The sequence below is a fragment of the Xylophilus ampelinus genome (assembly GCF_003217575.1).
Lineage (GTDB): Bacteria > Pseudomonadota > Gammaproteobacteria > Burkholderiales > Burkholderiaceae_C > Xylophilus > Xylophilus ampelinus.
The window spans coordinates 1-16701 of record NZ_QJTC01000003.1; the positions used below are offsets into that span (position 1 = coordinate 1).

At 69.6% G+C, this 16701-nt stretch carries 16 protein-coding genes and 1 tRNA gene; 10 read left to right on the forward strand and 7 right to left on the reverse strand.

Features of this window, described 5'->3' with window-relative positions:
• Positions 1-25 precede the first annotated feature (25 nt).
• From DFQ15_RS02930 to DFQ15_RS02945, 4 genes are all read right to left on the reverse strand, one after another.
• Positions 26-226 carry a hypothetical protein gene (locus DFQ15_RS02930; protein ID WP_110464544.1) on the reverse strand — a complete coding sequence of 67 codons (201 nt, stop codon included), beginning with the start codon at positions 224-226 and terminating at the stop codon, positions 26-28.
• Between the two features lie 30 nt (positions 227-256).
• Positions 257-766: a hypothetical protein gene (locus DFQ15_RS02935; RefSeq protein WP_110464545.1), complete on the reverse strand. Its 510-nt coding sequence runs from the start codon at positions 764-766 to the stop codon at positions 257-259.
• Between the two features lie 279 nt (positions 767-1045).
• Positions 1046-1122 (reverse strand) — tRNA-Pro (locus tag DFQ15_RS02940).
• A gap of 35 nt (positions 1123-1157) precedes the next feature.
• Positions 1158-2087, reverse strand: coding sequence for a polyprenyl synthetase family protein (locus tag DFQ15_RS02945; protein ID WP_110464740.1), 930 nt, complete (start codon positions 2085-2087; stop codon positions 1158-1160).
• A 255-nt stretch (positions 2088-2342) separates the two neighbouring features.
• Between DFQ15_RS02945 and rplU the strand changes: the two genes are divergently transcribed.
• The 4 genes from rplU (at position 2343) to proB (ending at position 5346) form a co-directional block, all read left to right on the forward strand.
• Entirely contained in the window at positions 2343-2654 is a 312-nt protein-coding gene (rplU, locus tag DFQ15_RS02950; protein WP_082448461.1) for a 50S ribosomal protein L21, read from the forward strand.
• Positions 2655-2666: 12 nt separating this feature from the next.
• Entirely contained in the window at positions 2667-2924 is a 258-nt protein-coding gene (gene rpmA, locus DFQ15_RS02955; RefSeq protein ID WP_055840147.1) for a 50S ribosomal protein L27, read from the forward strand.
• A 111-nt stretch (positions 2925-3035) separates the two neighbouring features.
• Complete coding sequence (cgtA, locus tag DFQ15_RS02960; RefSeq protein ID WP_110464546.1) at positions 3036-4133, forward strand: Obg family GTPase CgtA; 1098 nt, start codon at positions 3036-3038, stop codon at positions 4131-4133.
• A 61-nt stretch (positions 4134-4194) separates the two neighbouring features.
• Complete coding sequence (proB, locus tag DFQ15_RS02965; protein WP_110464547.1) at positions 4195-5346, forward strand: glutamate 5-kinase; 1152 nt, start codon at positions 4195-4197, stop codon at positions 5344-5346.
• 48 nt (positions 5347-5394) lie between these two features.
• Here proB and DFQ15_RS02970 read toward each other — a convergent pair whose 3' ends face one another.
• Positions 5395-5931 (reverse strand): CNP1-like family protein, encoded by a 537-nt coding sequence (locus DFQ15_RS02970; protein WP_110464548.1) that lies wholly within the window; start codon positions 5929-5931, stop codon positions 5395-5397.
• Complete coding sequence (locus DFQ15_RS02975; RefSeq protein ID WP_110464549.1) at positions 5918-6580, reverse strand: RNA pyrophosphohydrolase; 663 nt, start codon at positions 6578-6580, stop codon at positions 5918-5920. The genes DFQ15_RS02970 and DFQ15_RS02975 overlap by 14 nt, the downstream gene beginning before the upstream one ends.
• Positions 6581-6723: 143 nt before the next feature.
• Here DFQ15_RS02975 and DFQ15_RS02980 point away from each other — a divergent pair, with 143 nt between their 5' ends.
• The 6 genes from DFQ15_RS02980 to DFQ15_RS03005 all read left to right on the forward strand — a co-directional run bounded on the left by DFQ15_RS02980 (position 6724) and on the right by DFQ15_RS03005 (position 15171).
• Positions 6724-8469: a proline--tRNA ligase gene (locus DFQ15_RS02980; protein ID WP_110464550.1), complete on the forward strand. Its 1746-nt coding sequence runs from the start codon at positions 6724-6726 to the stop codon at positions 8467-8469.
• A complete protein-coding gene (locus DFQ15_RS02985) occupies positions 8466-9131 on the forward strand; it encodes a lytic transglycosylase domain-containing protein (protein ID WP_110464551.1) in 666 nt (221 codons plus the stop codon). The genes DFQ15_RS02980 and DFQ15_RS02985 overlap by 4 nt, the downstream gene beginning before the upstream one ends.
• A 206-nt stretch (positions 9132-9337) precedes the next feature.
• Complete coding sequence (locus DFQ15_RS02990; protein ID WP_110464552.1) at positions 9338-11575, forward strand: putative bifunctional diguanylate cyclase/phosphodiesterase; 2238 nt, start codon at positions 9338-9340, stop codon at positions 11573-11575.
• A gap of 25 nt (positions 11576-11600) precedes the next feature.
• The gene (locus tag DFQ15_RS02995; RefSeq protein WP_146228635.1) at positions 11601-13655 is read left to right on the forward strand and encodes a sensor histidine kinase; all 2055 of its coding nucleotides are present in this window, start codon (positions 11601-11603) and stop codon (positions 13653-13655) included.
• Between the two features lie 122 nt (positions 13656-13777).
• Positions 13778-14056 carry a hypothetical protein gene (locus DFQ15_RS03000; RefSeq protein WP_110464554.1) on the forward strand — a complete coding sequence of 93 codons (279 nt, stop codon included), beginning with the start codon at positions 13778-13780 and terminating at the stop codon, positions 14054-14056.
• Between the two features lie 80 nt (positions 14057-14136).
• Complete coding sequence (locus DFQ15_RS03005; RefSeq protein WP_233504244.1) at positions 14137-15171, forward strand: tRNA dihydrouridine synthase; 1035 nt, start codon at positions 14137-14139, stop codon at positions 15169-15171.
• Between the two features lie 43 nt (positions 15172-15214).
• Here the strand turns inward: DFQ15_RS03005 and DFQ15_RS03010 are convergent, their stop codons facing one another.
• Positions 15215-16603, reverse strand: a complete 1389-nt coding sequence (locus DFQ15_RS03010; protein WP_110464742.1) for a hemolysin family protein — start codon at positions 16601-16603, stop codon at positions 15215-15217.
• Positions 16604-16701: the final 98 nt, after the last annotated feature.

The window sequence follows — 16701 nt, forward strand, 5'->3', positions numbered from 1 at the left end:
CTGCTCGGCCGCTTCGGGCTACGCCCTACGCGTCCGAGCAGCGCAATGAAGAAGACCCGGGTGGGTCAGATTTACTTCGGCGATTCGACGGGAAGTGGGTCAGATTTAAATCGGCGTTGACAGACTCGATTGCCGCCCACAACGACGGGTACTCCCCACGGTGCTCCTGCACCATCCTCACCGCACGCTCACGGACCTCGGGCGAGAACTTGTTCGACTTGTTCATGGCTTCATCTTCTCAAGAGTTTAAGCCTCCTCAAAACTCGGGGCGGTTCACCACAACATCAAGTCGGTCGGTGATGCAGCTCTCAATGTCGACGGTCGTGATGTCGGCGAGCGGCTTGTGAATCCAAGTCAGCTCGTCGCTGCTTTTGCGCATCTGAAACTTGCGCTCGCGCACCGGTCGGTCGCGGCGATGCAGTTCTTGGTAGTACTCCTCAACCAGGGGCACTCCAGCGGGTCCGCTGTCGGCCAGCCAGCCTTCAATGGAGTAGGCCAGCACTTGGCGGCTCTTGTGTCGGGGCGCCTCGTCCAGCAGGTAGCGCACCATGAGCTGTGCGAGCGTGACCTTGTGCGAGATGGTGTAGTCCGTGAACAAGCCTCGGCTGCGTTCTTCCGTGGTGCGCCGGACGTAGCCCTCCGCCTCCTTGCGGCTGTTGAAGGTGATGCTCAGTGGCTTGTGGCCCTTCTCGCGGATGCGGACCAGCCAACTGTCTTCAAGCTGCTCCACGCGCGGCTTGAGGTGCTGCGCGCGCAGTTCGACCATGCAGGCCTAGACGGCATCGAGCTTGTTGAAGGGGAAGAGAGCCGTGAGGTCGTCGCGGTTCTTGACGCTGACGCAGTAGCGGCTGCGGTTCGTGATGTCTGCCAAGGAAGTGCTCCTGTTGAGGGAGACTCCTGTAGCGAGCAGATTGGGTCTCTTGCCTTGGCCTATATCTGTTCCACCAAGTCTGTTCTTGTGGAACAGATTTGGAACAGCGCCATCCAGAAACGACAAAGCCGCGTTACCGCGGCCTGTGCATGTCCTTGATTTTCAAGGAAATTCTGGTCGGGGTGAGAGGATTCGAACCTCCGGCCTCTACGTCCCGAACGTAGCGCTCTACCAGGCTAAGCTACACCCCGAAATATGCGGCAGGGCACCCGGAGTACCAGGGATCTCAGGCGCGCCGCGTCAGCAGTTGCGCGGCCAATTGTAATAGGCCGCGGGTGCAGGCGTTGGCGGGCAGCACGGCGATCGCGTCGATCGCGCGTTGCGCCTCGGCGGCCGCTGCGTCGCGGGTGGCGTCGAGGGCGCCGGTCTCGCGGACGATGTCCACGATGCGGCCCATGTCGGCCAGGTTGCCGGTCTCGATCGCCTCGCGGATCACGCGGGTCTGCGCTTCCGAGGCCCGTTGCATGGCCACGATCAGCGGCAGGGTGACCTTGCCTTCGCGCAGATCGTCGCCCAGATTCTTGCCCATCTCCTGGGTGTCGCCGTCGTAGTCGAGCAGGTCGTCGATTACCTGGAAAGCGGTGCCGAGCGCCTGGCCGTAGGTGGCGCAGGCGGCCTCGATCCCGGGGGGCGCGCCGGCCAGCAGCGCGCCGATGCGGGCGCTGGCCTCGAACAGCTTGGCGGTCTTGGAACGTATCACGCGCAGATAGCCGGCCTGGTCGAGGCCCGCGTCGTGCATGTTCATCAGCTGCAGCACTTCGCCCTCGGCGATGATGTTGGTGGCTTCGGCCAGCGTCTCCATGATCCGCATGTCGCCCGCCTCGACCATCATCTGGAAGGCGCGTGAATAGAGAAAGTCGCCGACCAGAACGCTCGCGGGGTTGCCGAAGATCTCGTTGGCGGTGGCGCGGCCGCGGCGCAGGGTCGAGTCGTCCACCACGTCGTCGTGCAGCAGCGTGGCGGTGTGGATGAATTCCACCACCGCGGCCAAGTCGAAGCGCCGCGGGTCGTCGCAACCGAGCGCGCCGCAGGCGAGCAGCAGCAGCGCGGGCCGCAGGCGCTTGCCGCCGCCCGCGATGATGTAGCGCGCCACCTCGCCGACCAGCGGCACGCCGGAATCGAGCCGGGTGTTGATGGCGACATCCACGACGCGCATGTCGTCGGCGACGAGGGCGATCGTGTCGGCCGTCGTGGCGGCGGGGGCGGAGAGGGCGGCGATGGGTGTCAAGGGAGGCGGGTCCGGGCGCTGGCGGAAAAGCTGGCGGATTATAGGAATGGTGCCGGTCCGCGCAGGCGCAGCGAGGCTCCGTTGCGCGAAAAATAGGCAGGTCCGATCGCAACTGCTATAATTATGGGCTCTGCGGAAATCCGTCTGCGGAACTCAGCTCTTCGAGAGTACCAAGAGGTTTACATGTACGCGGTCATAAAAACCGGTGGCAAGCAGTATCGCGTTGCTTCCGGCGAAAAAATCAAAGTAGAACAGATTGCTGCGGACGTAGGCCAGGAAATCGTGATCGACCAGGTTCTGGCCGTCGGAAACGGCGCTGAACTCAAGGTCGGAACGCCCCTGGTGTCCGGCGCAACCGTGACAGTCACCGTACTGTCCCACGGCAAGCACGACAAGGTTCGCATCTTCAAGATGCGCCGTCGCAAGCATTATCAGAAACGTCAAGGCCATCGCCAGCAGTTCACCGAACTGCAAATCGGCGCGATCGCCGGTTAAGGAGCACAGGTCATGGCACAGAAAAAAGGCGGCGGCTCTACGCGAAACGGGCGCGATTCCAAGCCCAAGATGCTCGGCGTGAAGGCTTTCGGCGGTGAACTCATCACCGCCGGCTCGATCATCGTGCGCCAGCGCGGTACGCGCTTCCATGCCGGCGCCAATGCCGGCGTGGGCAAGGACCACACCATCTTCGCGCTCGTCGACGGCCACGTGTCGTTCGGTGTGAAGGGCCCGCTGAACAAGCAGGTGATCAACGTCACGCCAGCGTAAGCTTCGTTTCGACGTCCTCAGAAGCCCCGCTCGACGGGGCTTCTTGTTTTCCGGATCTGTGGCTCGCCCCGAGGCGCCCGCCGGCTCCGCTCCTTTGTAGACTGCAGCACCATGAAATTCGTTGACGAAGCCTTTATAGATGTGGCCGCTGGCGACGGAGGCAACGGTTGCGTGTCGTTCCGGCACGAGAAGTACAAGGAGTTCGGCGGCCCCAACGGTGGCGACGGCGGGCGGGGCGGGCATGTGTACGCGGTGGCCGACCCGAACCTCAACACTTTGGTCGACTTCCGCTATTCGCGGCGGCACGACGCCAAGCGCGGCCAGCACGGCATGGGCTCGGACATGTTCGGCGCCGCGGGCGACGACATCACCCTGAAGATGCCGGTCGGCACCATCGTCACCGACGCCGAGACCGGCGACGTGCTCTACGAACTGCTGGTGCCCGGCGAGACCATCACCATCGCCAAGGGCGGCGACGGCGGCTTCGGCAACATGCGCTTCAAGAGCGCGATCAACCGCGCGCCGCGGCAGAAGACGCCGGGCTGGCCCGGCGACAAGAAGAGCCTGAAGCTCGAACTGAAGGTGCTGGCCGACGTCGGCCTGCTCGGCATGCCCAACGCCGGCAAGTCGACCCTGATCGCCGCCATCTCCAACGCCCGGCCGAAGATCGCCGACTATCCCTTCACCACCCTGCACCCCAACCTGGGCGTGGTGCGGGTCGCGCCCGAGCAGAGCTTCGTCGTGGCCGACATCCCGGGCCTGATCGAAGGCGCGTCCGAAGGCGCCGGCCTGGGCCACCTGTTCCTGCGCCACCTGCAGCGCACCCGGCTTCTGCTGCACGTGGTCGATTTCGCGCCGTTCGACGACACGGTGGACCCGGTCGCCCAGGCCAAGGCCATCGTCGGCGAGCTGAAGAAGTACGACACCGCCCTGTACGAGAAGCCGCGCTGGCTGGTGCTCAACAAGCTCGACATGGTGCAGGACGATGCGCGGGCGGCGCTGGTGAAGGATTTCGTCAAGCGCTACAAATGGAAGGGGCCGGTCTTCGAGATCTCGGCCCTGACCCGCGAAGGCTGCGAGCCGCTGATCAAGGCGATCTACCGCCACGTGAAGGCCGAGCAGATCGCCAGCCAGCCGCCGGCCGAGGTCGATCCGCGCTTCGCCGATGCGCCGGCCGCCGCCGCGCCCGGCACCGACAGCGCAGACTGATATCCATATGCTACAAAAATAATAGCTAACAGCCGGCGAACGGCAAGGGCTGCAGGCAACCATGACGAACGAAAGTGCATCGAACCCGCTGCGCACCGCCCGGCGCATCGTGGTCAAGGTCGGCTCCAGCCTGGTGACCAACGAGGGCCGCGGGCTCGACGAGGCGGCCATCGGCGAATGGTGCCGGCAACTGGCGGCGCTGGTTCGCGGCGGCGACGGCATGCCGAAGCGCGAGGTCATCATGGTGTCGAGCGGCGCCATCGCCGAGGGCATGAAGCGGCTCGGCTGGGCGACCCGCCCGCATGCGGTGCACCAGCTGCAGGCCGCCGCCGCCGTGGGCCAGATGGGCCTGGCCCAGATGTACGAGACCAAACTGCGCGAGAAGGGCGTCGGCAGCGCCCAGGTGCTTCTGACCCACGGCGACCTGGCCGACCGCGAGCGCTACCTCAACGCTCGCTCGACCCTGCTGACGCTGCTGCAGCTGGGCGTGGTGCCAGTGATCAACGAGAACGACACCGTCGTCAACGACGAGATCAAGTTCGGCGACAACGACACGCTCGGCGCGCTGGTGGCCAATCTGGTCGAGGCCGACGTGCTGGTGATCCTCACCGACCAGAAGGGCCTCTTCACCGCCGATCCGCGCAAGGACCCGGCCGCCACCTTCGTGCACGAGGCCCGCGCCGGCGACCCGGCGCTGGAGGCGATGGCCGGCGGCGCCGGCAGTACGCTGGGCCGCGGCGGCATGCTGACCAAGATCCTCGCGGCCAAGCGGGCGGCCGGCTCGGGCGCTTCCACCGTCATCGCCTGGGGCCGGGAGCCCGACGCGCTGCTGCGGCTGGTGGCTGGCGAATCGATCGGCACCCGGCTGGTAGCGCAGACGCAAAAACAGCAGGCGCGCAAGCAGTGGATCGCCGACCACCTGCAACTGCGCGGTGCGGTGACGGTCGATACCGGCGCCGTCGCCAAGCTGCGCGACGAAGGCAAGAGCCTGCTGCCGATCGGCATGGTGGCGGTGGAGGGCGAGTTCTCGCGCGGCGACGTGATAGCGGTGCGCGACGCGGCCGGCTCGGAAATCGCACGCGGCCTGGCCAACTACGCGAGCGCCGAGGCACGGCTGCTGTGCCGCAAGGCGTCGTCCGAGATCGAGAAGCTGCTGGGCTATGCGGCGGAGCCCGAGATGCTGCACCGGGACAACCTGATCCTCACCCGTTGATTCCACCCGGCCACCGCCTCTGCGCGGCGGGCCGGCATCAGGCGCCGTTCAGGGCGTGCCGCGGTTCGGGTCGCCGCGCATGTCGAGCAGGATCTGCTGCGGGCTGAGGTTGGCCGATGCGTCCTTGCAGACGCCCGCCTTGGCGATCGCCAGCGAGGTTCGGGCACGCGGCTCGTACAGCGATACCCAGGTCGGCGTTTCCTGCGGCTGCCACTCGCCCTCGGCGTAGTGGCGGGCGTACAGCTTGACCTCGGCGGTGCTGCAGCGGATGCCTTCGTAGGTCGCGTTCACCGCGGTGCCGGCCAGGCTGCGGGCGACGGATACATAGCGGACGATGCCGTCGCTCAGGATGCTGATCGAGGCCGGGTCCACCCCGATCGCCACGGCCGACTGGGCGGGCGCGACGACCTGCACCAGCTTGTCGGTGCGCAGGGCGGGAAGCGAGGGCGGGGGAAGCTCGACCCGGCCGCCTTCCGGCTCGCCGATCCCCAGCAGGCCGGCCGACGCGGGTGCGGCCGCGGCCAGGGCCAGCAGTGCGCCGGCGGCGGCTGCACAGGCACGACGCCCGAAACTACGATCCGGCATGCGGACCCTCCTTGTCTGCCACTGCCGAGGCCGTGGCCATCGAGGGATCGGGTTCGAAAGTGGCGCCCGGCGGCAGCTCGAAAGGTGCCGCACCGGTGAAGCCCGCGTGCATGCCGCCGCCGTCGTGCTCGCGCATCGGCCGCATGCTGCTGCGCAGGAAGCGGTTGCGCTGCTCGTAGCGGGGCAGGAAGCGGGAAAGCTCGGTCAGCGCCATCTCGTAGACGCCGCGCTTGAACTCCACCACCACGTCCAGCGGCACCCAGTAGTCGTTCCAGCGCCAGGCGTCGAACTCGGGGTGATTGGTGGCGCGCAGGTTCAGGTCCCAGTCGTGGCCGGTGAGCTGCAACAGGAACCAGATCTGCTTCTGGCCTTTGTAATGTCCGCGCGCGTCCCGGCGGATGTACCGGTCGGGCACCTCGTAGCGCAACCAGTCGCGGGTTCGGGCCATGATGCGCACGTGCTCCGGCTGCAGACCTACCTCTTCGTGTAGTTCCCGGAACATCGCCTGCTCGGGCGTTTCGCCCCGGTCGATGCCCCCTTGCGGGAATTGCCAGCTGTGGGTCCGGATGCGCTTGCCCCAGAAAACCTGGTTCTTCTGGTTGAGCAGGATGATGCCGACGTTGGGTCTGAACCCGTCCCTGTCGAGCATAATCAAACCCCAATTTTTTAAACTGAGTCCATTATGCACGCCGCTCCCGGCGCGACAAGGACCCGACCCCCGGCACCCGCGGATTCGCTCCGTTCGGGCCGCCCGGACAGACCTTCCCACCCCGTGTTCCGAGTGCGCCGCCCATGAAAGCTTCCCAGTTCTTCGTCTCCACCCAGAAGGAGGCCCCCGCCGATGCCGAGGTCGCCAGCCACCGGCTGATGATGCGCGCCGGCCTGATCAAGAAGCTGGGCGCCGGCATCTACAGCTACATGCCGATGGGCCTGCGGGTGATCCGCAAGGTCGAGGCGATCGTGCGCGAGGAGATGAACCGCGCCGGCGCGGTCGAGGTCGCCATGCCGGTGGTCCAGCCCGCCGAACTCTGGCAGGAGACCGGTCGCTTCGACAAGATGGGCCCCGAGCTGCTGCGCATCCGCGACCGCCACGGCCGCGACTTCGTGGTGCAGCCCACCAGCGAGGAAGTGGTGACCGACATCGCCCGCCAGGAGCTGCGCAGCTACAAGCAGCTGCCGAAGAATTTCTACCAGATCCAGACCAAGTTCCGCGACGAGCGCCGCCCGCGCTTCGGCCTGATGCGCGGCCGCGAGTTCACGATGAAGGACGCCTACAGCTTCGACCGCAGCCCCGAGGCGGCCCAGGCGAGCTACGAGGCGATGTTGGATGCCTACCGCCGCATCTTCGACCGCTTCGGCCTGCGCTACCGCGCCGTGGCCGCCGACAGCGGCGCCATCGGCGGCGACCTGAGCCAGGAATTCCAGGTGATCGCCGCCACCGGCGAGGACGCGATCGTCTACTGCCCGGGCAGCGACTACGCCGCCAACATGGAAAAGGCCGAGGCGCTGGCGCCGGCCGGCGCGCGTCCCGCCGCTGGTCAGGCATTGACCCACACGCCCACCCCCGGCAAGAGCACCTGCGCCGACGTGGCCGCGCTGCTGGGCGTGCCGCTCGCGACCACCGTCAAGTCGCTGGTCCTGGCCACCGACACCACCGACGAGCAGGGCGAGATCGTCCAGAGCCAGGTCTGGCTGCTGCTGCTGCGCGGCGACCACGACATGAACGAAGTCAAGGTCGGCAAGGTGCCGGGGCTGGACGCGGGCTTCCGCTTCGCGACGGTGCCCGAGATCGAGGCGCACTTCGGCTGCAAGCCCGGCTACCTCGGGCCGCTGAACCTGGTGCGGCCGGTCCGGCTGGTCGCCGACCGCGAAGTGGCCGCCATGGCCGACTGGATCTGCGGCGCCAACCAGCAGGGCGTGCACCTGACCGGCGTCAACTGGGGCCGCGACCTGCCCGAGCCCGATCTGGTGGCCGACATCCGCGACGTGGTGGCGGGCGATCCCTCGCCCGACGGCCGGGGCGTGTTGGCGATCGAGCGCGGCATCGAGGTCGGCCATGTGTTCTTCCTCGGCACCAAGTACAGCGCCGCGATGAACGCCACCTTCCTCGACGAGACCGGCAAGCCCCGGCACTTCGAGATGGGCTGCTACGGCATCGGCATCACCCGGCTGCCGGCCGCAGCGATCGAGCAGAACCACGACGAGCGCGGCATCCTGTGGCCCGACGCGATCGCCCCTTTCACCGCCGTGGTCTGCCCGATCGGCATGGACCGCAGCGAGGCGGTGAAGACGGCCGCGCTGCAGCTGCACGCCGACCTGCAGGCCGCCGGCGTCGACGTGCTGCTGGACGACCGCGGCGAGCGCCCCGGCGCGATGTTCGCCGACTGGGAACTGATCGGCGTGCCGCACCGTGTGGTGCTCTCCGACCGGGGCCTCAAGGAGGGTCAGGTCGAGTATCAGCACCGCCGCGACACCGCCGCGACCACCGTCGCCCTGTCGGACATCCTGGCCCACGTGAAGGGCCGCCTGTCGGCATGAGCGCTCAGGTACGTCCGCCACCGGCTGCGGGCGATTTCTCACGCCGAAAGTGGCTGTTGTCGGTGCCCGCTGCCGGCCTCATGCTATCTTTTTCGCAGCAAGTCGCGGCGGGCTCGCAGCTGGAAGAGCCGCTGGCCGATGCGGTGCGCACCGCGCTCAGTTCGGCCATCGCCCAGCAGGCGCCGCCGGTGCCGGAATTTCCCACCACCGTCGCCCGCATGGCCTACCTGCGCTGGCTGGCGGCGATGGCCGAGCGGCTGCACAAGCGGGTGCCCGACCGCGACACCCGGGTCGAATTCCTGCGCACCGTCTGGTACGAGGCGGGGCGCGCGGGCCTCGACGTGTCGCTGGTGCTGGGCCTGGTGCAGGTGGAGAGCGCGTTCCGCAAGTACGCCGTTTCCAGCGTCGGCGCCCGGGGCTACATGCAGGTGATGCCCTTCTGGACCCGCACAATCGGCGACGGCGACGCCGGCCGGCTGTTCCACATGCAGACCAACCTGCGCTTCGGCTGCGTGATCCTGCGCCACTATCTGGAGCGGGAGCGGGGCGACGCCTTCATGGCGCTCGGCCGCTACAACGGCAGCCGCGGGCGGGCGCCGTACCCGAACGCGGTGTTCGGCGCGCAGCGCAACTGGACCTTCGCCGACCCGGGCGCGGGCTAGATCCAGGCGTCCGGGCGCCTGGGCGGCGGAGGCGCCGCCCTCCGTGCCGACGCCGCCTCGTCACGACCGTCCGATACCGCCGGCACCGCCTTCCAGCCGCCTGTCGGGGATATCCGCTCTTGCGAAAGCCGGCTTGCTTTACAGTGGCGCCCAAAGCGCATCACAATGTAACAGGACTGCACGCCGCAGTCCGTCAAGGAAGCGGGATGGCCCAGGTAGACGATGAATTCGTGTTTGCACCGGAATCCGAAGGCGCGCCTGCGGCCGCTGACACGACCGCCGGCACCGGCCTCACGGTGCTCACCGTCGACGACGACCGGCAGTTCCAACATGCGCTGCACCAGGCCCTGACCGGTTTTCGCTACCAAGATGCGCCGGTCCAGCTCAAGAGCGCCCACTCCGCCGCCGAAGCCGCCCGCTACCTCACCGCCCATCCCGACGTCGCGGTGGTGTTCCTCGACGTGGTGATGGAGACCGACGACGCCGGCCTGCGGCTGGTGCGCAGCGTGCGCGAGCTGCTCGGCAATTCCGAGGTTCGGATCGTGCTGCTCACCGGCCAGCCGGGCATGAGCAACTTCAAGGACTCGATCGACCGGCTCGACATCAACGACTACTGGCTCAAGACCGAGCTGACCCACGAGCGGCTGCACGGCATCCTGGCCGGCAACCTGCGCGCCTGGGAGCAGATCCATGCGCTCAACCGGGCGCGTCAGGGGCTGCAGACCATCGTCGAGGCCAGCAACTTGCTCAACCGCGCCCGCAACCTGCAGGAGTTCTCGGCCCATGTGATCCGGGAGCTGTCGCGGCTGCTGGGTCTGGCGCCCGAGAGCGTCGTCTGCGTGCAGGAGACCGGCCGCGGCGGCGAAGGCGATCCGGGCCGCGCGATGGTGGTCGGCGCCGCCGGCCGCTTCGAGCCCGAGGTATCGCGCCAGTTGCACAGTTTCGCCGACGAGGGCATCCGCGAGTTGCTGGTCCGGAGCCTGTCGCGCCAGCAGCCGATCGAGACCGACACCAGCCAGGTGCTTTTCTTTCCCGGCACCCCCAAGAGCCCGCGCGCCGCGGTGTACCTGGCCACCCGCCGCCCGCTCGACGAGACCGAGCGCGAACTGCTCGGCGTGTTCTGCACCAACATCCAGTCGGGGCTGATCAACGTGTCGCTCACCAGCCGGCTCAACCGGATGGCGCTGGAGGACAGCCTTCTGTCGCTGCCCAACGGCAATGCGCTGATGCGCTGCATCGACACCATCCTCGACATGCACGCGCCGCGCGACCGGGCGCTGCTGCTGATCGACCTGAACCAGTATTCGCAGGGCTGCCTGGCCCTCGGTATCGACCAAGGCGACCTGATGCTCAAGCGCATGGCGGCCCGGCTCGCCAACGTGTTCCCGCCGCCCTGCCTGGTGGCGCGGCTGCACGACGACACCTTCGGCATCGTCGGCCCCGGCACGATGGTGGACGAGGTCCATATCGACGCGCTTGAGACGGCCGACCCGAGCGACGAGGACTTGCCGCCCTTCATCGGCGTCTGCGCGGCGCGGATGGACCTCGACAGCTTCCGCGGCAGCGGCCGGGGCGCGATGGCCGCCGCCATGCTGCTGCTGCGCCGCGCACGGTCGCAGGGGCTGCGGCGGCTGGTCGAGTACGCGCCCGGCATGGAGCGCGAGAACGACCAGCACTTCACCCTGTCGCGCCAGCTCTACCACGGCCTGCGCGAGCACCAGTTGCGCATCGAGCTGCAGCCGCAGATCGCGCTGGCGACCGGAGCCATCGTCGGTGCCGAGGCGCTCGCCCGCTGGACCCTGCCCGACGGCACGCCGATCGCGCCCAACGACTTCGTGCCGGTCGCCGAGGCCAGCGGCCTGGTGGTGCATCTGGGCCGGCAGGTGATCGAGCTGGCCTGCCGTGCGCTGGTGCGACTGGCCGAGGCGGGATTTCCGCAGATCTCGGTGGCGGTGAACGTCTCGCCGCATCAGCTGGCGCGCCGTACGTTCGTGGCCGAGCTGATGGCCGCGCTGGAGCGCTACGACATCGCGCCCTCGCGGCTCGATCTGGAGATCACCGAGTCGGCCATGATGGGCGACCACCAAGCCAACATCGCGGTGCTGCACGAACTGCGCGACCGGGGATTCATGGTGGCGGTGGACGATTTCGGCACCGGCCATTCGTCGCTCGCCTACCTGCAGGACCTGCCGCTCGGCATGCTGAAGGTCGACCGCAGCTTCATCCAGGACATCGGCGTGCCCGGTGCCTCGGCCCGCCGTGCGCCGATCGCCGGGCTGGTGGTCGACCTGGGTGCCCACCTGGGCCTGAAGGTGCTGGCCGAGGGCGTCGAGAACGCCGCCCAGGCCGACTGGCTGCGGGCCCGCGGCTGCTCGCTGGCGCAGGGCTATTTCTTCGCCCGACCCGAGCCGCTGGAGGCGTTCATCACGCGGCTCCGGGCCTAGCGCCGCGACACCGCGTGGCCGCCCGATGACGTCGCATCCCCACCCCCCCCGGCTCGCCGCCGTACCGGTGACCGCCATGGACACGCCGGCACTGCCACTGCCCGCCACCGCGCCGCTGCAGGACATGCTGCGGCCGCGGCGCCATCCGCTGCGGCGGCACCTGCGGCTGGCGCTCCTGCTGCTGCCCTGGCTGCTGGCGATGGGGCTGGGCTTTCCGCTGCTGTGGCAGCAGATGCGCCAGACGTTCGACAGCCCGGTGCAGCGGGCGCGCGACCTGGCGCTGTTCCAGGCCGCCAGCGTGGCCGGACGGGTGATCGACAGCCTGCGCAACGACGTGCGTTTCCTGGAGGCCGTCTCCACGCTCGACGAGGCTGCCGCCGCACTCTCGTCGGATTCCGACACCGCGCGGCTGATGCTGGCCTTCGCGCGGGGCGCGCCGTCGTACGACCACCTGCGGCTGGTCGACGCGGACGGGCGCGAACGGCTGCAGGTCGCCTACACCGCCGGCCCGTCGCCCGGCCTCTATGCCGCGCGGGGCATGGTGGCCGAGCGCAAGCGCACCCTGGCGCCTCCCGACCGGCTGCAGAACGCGCGCAATCACATCGACTTCGACCGGGTGTCGCACCTGCCTCAGGGCGAGGTGTACCTCTCGGGTCTCGAGCTGCGGCCGTCGGCCGACGGCCGGCCGCCGCAGCCGGTGCTGCGCGCCACCGCGGCCCGGTTCGACGGCGCGACCCTGCGCGGGGCGGTGTCGCTCGAGCTGCTGGCCAACGATCTGCTGGAGCGGATCGTGGCGCTCGGCCGGTCGCACCATGTGGAGCTGCTCGTGGCGCATCCCGACGGCCGCTGGATCCGCGGGCCGGCGGCCGGGCGCGACTGGTCGGACACCGTGGCCGCGACCGACCCCGGTCTGTGGGCGGCGATGCAGGCGCAGGCGGACGGCCTCTACCGTGGCGCCGAGAGCGGCGGAGAATGGACCTTCCGCCGCATCGGCCTGGCGCGCGAGCTGGGCGCCGCCGCACCGCCCGGGCGCGCGTCGCCCGGGCCCGGGCTGCTGCTGGCGGCGCGGGCGGACCGACAGTCGGCCGCCTGGGCCCGCTGGCGCTGGCAGCTGCCGCTGGCGGCCTGCATGGCGGCCGCCTTGTTCGCGGCGGTGGTGCTCAGCGCCCAGCTGCTGCGCAGCCTGCGGGCCGATGCCCGCCACACCCGGGCGCTGCACGAGGCCAACCGGGCCCTCACCATCGCCAACGACAACCTGCGCAGCGTGCAGGGCGACCTGGCCCGCGCCGCCCGGCTGTCCTCTCTCGGGCTGATGGTGGCCGGCGTGGCGCACGAGCTGAACAACCCGCTCGGCAGCGCCACCCTGGCACTCAGCACCGCCCGGCAGGAGCTGGACATGCTCGCCGCGCGGCTGCGGCAGGGCCTGCGCCGCTCCGACCTGGACCGCTACGTCGCGATGAGCGACGGCGCGATGCAGACCGTGGCCGATGCGGTGCGCCGCGCCGCCGGCTTGGTGCAGCGCTTCAAGCAGGTGGCGGTCGACCGGACCAGCATGCAGCGCAGGGTGTTCGACCTGGGGCAGATCGTGCTCGATGCGGACCCGCGGCTGCGCCACTGGCCCGCCGACGGCACCGTCGACCTGCGACTGCTGCTGCCGCCCGGCCTGGAGATGGACAGCTACCCCGGCCCGCTGGAGCAGGCGGTGTCGAACCTGCTCGACAACGCGGTGCTGCACGCCTTCGGCGCGCAGGCCGCCGGCGCCATCGTGGTCGAGGTGGCGGCGGACGGGCCCGACCATGTCCTGGTCCGGGTGGCCGACGACGGCGTCGGCATTCCGGCGGCCGACCTGCCGCAGGTGTTCGAGCCGTTCTTCACTACCCGGCGCCATGCCGGCGGCACCGGCCTGGGCCTGCACATCGTCCACCAGATCGTGGCCGACGTGCTGGGCGGCACGCTGTGGGCCGAGAGCCCGGTGCCCGCCGGCGTGCCGGTGCCCGGCCGCGGCACCGTCTTCACCCTGCGATTGCCGCGCCGGGCGCCGGAGCGGCCGGAGGCGGCGGTGCCGGTCGCGGACGGTTGACGCTGCTCGACAGGCGGCAGGGCACGGGCGCTGGGAGCGGGCTCCGGCACAGGCTGTCACAGCCGCAGCAAGCCGTCGCCGCAGACTGGTGGTCCGATCCGTACCTGCGCCCGTCCACCGCCATGACCAGCACCTCGACCTTCGCATCGTCCTGCTCTTCTTCTGCTAAAAAATCCGGCGCCAAGCCGAAGAAGGGGCTCTACGCCAACATCCGGGCCAAGCGCCGCCGCATCGCCGCCGGTAGCGGCGAGACGATGCGCGAGCCGCACTCCGAAGGCGCCCCGACCGACGCGTCGTTCCGCGACTCGGCCAGGACCGCCAAGAAGCCCAAGACCACCCGCCACCACCGCGGCCGCCGGGCCAAGGCCCGCGCCGGCCGCAGCCGCAGCCGTTCGCGATAAAAAAAGGGCTGAAGCCTTCGTCCCGCGCCGACCACATGCTATTAATTTAGTAGCACTGGGTCCGGCACAATAGCGGCCCGATGATGCTGCCGACGCCGACACCCGCCCCGATACTGCTGGCCCCGATGGAGGGGCTGCTCGATTTCCTGCTGCGCGACATGCTGACCCGGGTGGGCGGTATCGACCGCTGCGTGTCGGAGTTCATCCGCGTCTCCGACACGGTGCTGCCCGACCGCGTTTTCCGCCGCTACGTGCCCGAGCTGCGCAACGGCAGCCGTACCCCCGCCGGCGTGCCGGTGCGGCCGCAGCTGCTCGGCTCCGACCCGGCCTGCATGGCCGCCAACGCGGCCGCCCTGTCGCGGCTGGCGCCGGCGGGCATCGACCTCAACTTCGGCTGCCCGGCGGCGATCGTCAACCGCCACGGCGGCGGCGCCGCGCTGCTCGACACGCCGGAGCTGCTGCACGCCATCGTCTCGGCGGTGCGCAGGGCGGTGCCCGCCCACATCCCCGTCTCGGCCAAGATGCGGCTGGGCGTGCGCGACGGCAACGGCGCGGTCGAATGCGCCCTGGCGCTGGCCGAGGCGGGCGCCTGCGAACTGGTGGTGCATGCCCGCACCAAGACCGACGGCTACCGGCCGCCGGCCTACTGGGAGCGCATCCCGGCGATCCGCGCGGCGGTGGCGATACCGGTGGTCGCCAACGGCGAGATCTGGACGGTGGAGGACGCGCTGCGCTGCCGCGACCGGTCGGGCGGCACCGCGCTGATGCTGGGCCGCGGCATCGTCGCCGACCCGGGCCTGGCCTGGGCGATCCGCGCGGCCGACGGCGAGCCCGGCACGCCGCCCCCGGTCGGCTGGCCGCGGGTGCGGCTGCAGGTCGCGGCCTTCTGGATCCGGATCAGCGCCTGCTTTCCGGGCCGGCAGCGGGTGGGTCGTCTCAAGCAGTGGCTCAACCTGCTGCGCCGTCGCTTTCCCGAGGCCGAGGCGGCCTTCCAGACGGTGCGCACGATGACCGAGCCCGAGCAGGTGAATGCGTGGATGGCGGCATTGCATGCCGGCGATGCGGTGCCGGCGGTGCCGCCGCCGCGGGCGGAAGCGCCGGTCGCCCTGGCCTGAGCCGTCCGACGGATGCGGCGGGCCGGGCGTCGCCGCCCGCGCCTCAGCCCGGCGGCAGCGCTTGCGCCGTCCGTGCCGCAGCGGTGCTTCCGGTGCCGGTCGCCGCGCCCGCACCGGTGCCTATGCCGGTGCCGGTGCCGGTGCCGGCGCGCGACACCAGCACCTGGTCGATGCGGTAGCTGTCGACGTCCATCACCTCGAACTTGTAGCCGCCCCAGCTGACGCTGTCGGTGCGGCGCGGCACCCGGCGCAGCATCACCATCAGGAAGCCGGCCAGCGTCTCGTAGTCGTCGGGGTGGGGCAGGTCGTCCACCAGGCCGAGCGCGTGGCGCACGTCCTGGATCGGGGTGACGCCGTCGATCAGCCACGAGTCGGCGTCGCGGCGCACGATCTGCTCTTCGTCGAGCGGCGAGATCAGGTCGCCCATCACCGTGCTCATCACGTCGTTGAGCGTCACCACGCCCACCACCAGGCTGTACTCGTTGACGATGACCGCGAAATCCTCGCCCACCAGCCGGAACTGGTCGAGCACCTCGGCGAGCGACAGCCGGTCGGGCACGATCAGCGCCTTGTGCACCAGGCCGGCGTCTGCGAAGTTGATCGGCAGGTTGTTGAGCGCCCGCTGGAACAGGTCCTTGGCATCGACATAACCCAGCACATGGTCGATGTCGCCGTCGCAGACCGGATAGGTCGAGAACGGCTCGGCCGCGATCCGGGCGCGGATCACCGGGTCGGGGTCGTCGCGCAGGAAGTAGGCGATACGGTCGCGCTGGGTCATGGCGCTGGCGACGGTGCGGGTGTCGAGCGAGAAGACATTGGCGATCACCTGCTGCTCGCTGGCCAGCAGCACGCCGGCCAGGGCGCCGGCCTCGGTCATCGCCAGGATGTCCTGCGAGGTGATCCGGTCGTCGCGCTGCGCCGGCAGGCCGAAGAGGCGGAACAGCCCGTCGGCCAGCTGGCCGTAGACCCAGACCACCGGGCGGAAGATGCGCATCAGCAGCAGCATCGGCTTGACCACCCGCACCGCGATCCGCTCGGGGTCGCCCATGCCCATGCGTTTGGGCACCAGGTCGGCGAAGAGGATGAAGAGCGAGGTCACCAGCACGAAGGAGCCCAGGAAGCCCCAGGTGGCCGCCCGCGGCGCGGTGAAGGGCCAGAGCGCGAAGGCCGATTCGAAGAACGGGCTGAGCGCGCCTTCGCCCACGATGCCGCCCAGGATCGCGATCGCGTTCTGCCCGACCTGCACCACGGTGAAGTAGGGGCCGGGCAGCTCCTGCAGCCGCATCACCCGCTCGGCCCGCGCCTCGCCCTCGTCGGCCAGCTGGCGCAGCCGCAACCGGCGCGAGGCGGCCAGCGAGATTTCGGCGACCGAGAAGAATGCGCTGGCGGCGATCAGGCAGACGATGAGGAGCAGGCTGGTGGAGAGTGTCATGGGCAGCCGCATTGTCTCCCGCCGTGCAATCCGCCGGAACCGGCCCGTAATCGCAACGGGCTGTCCCCGCCGGCCCCGGCCGCCGGGCCGTCCCAAGG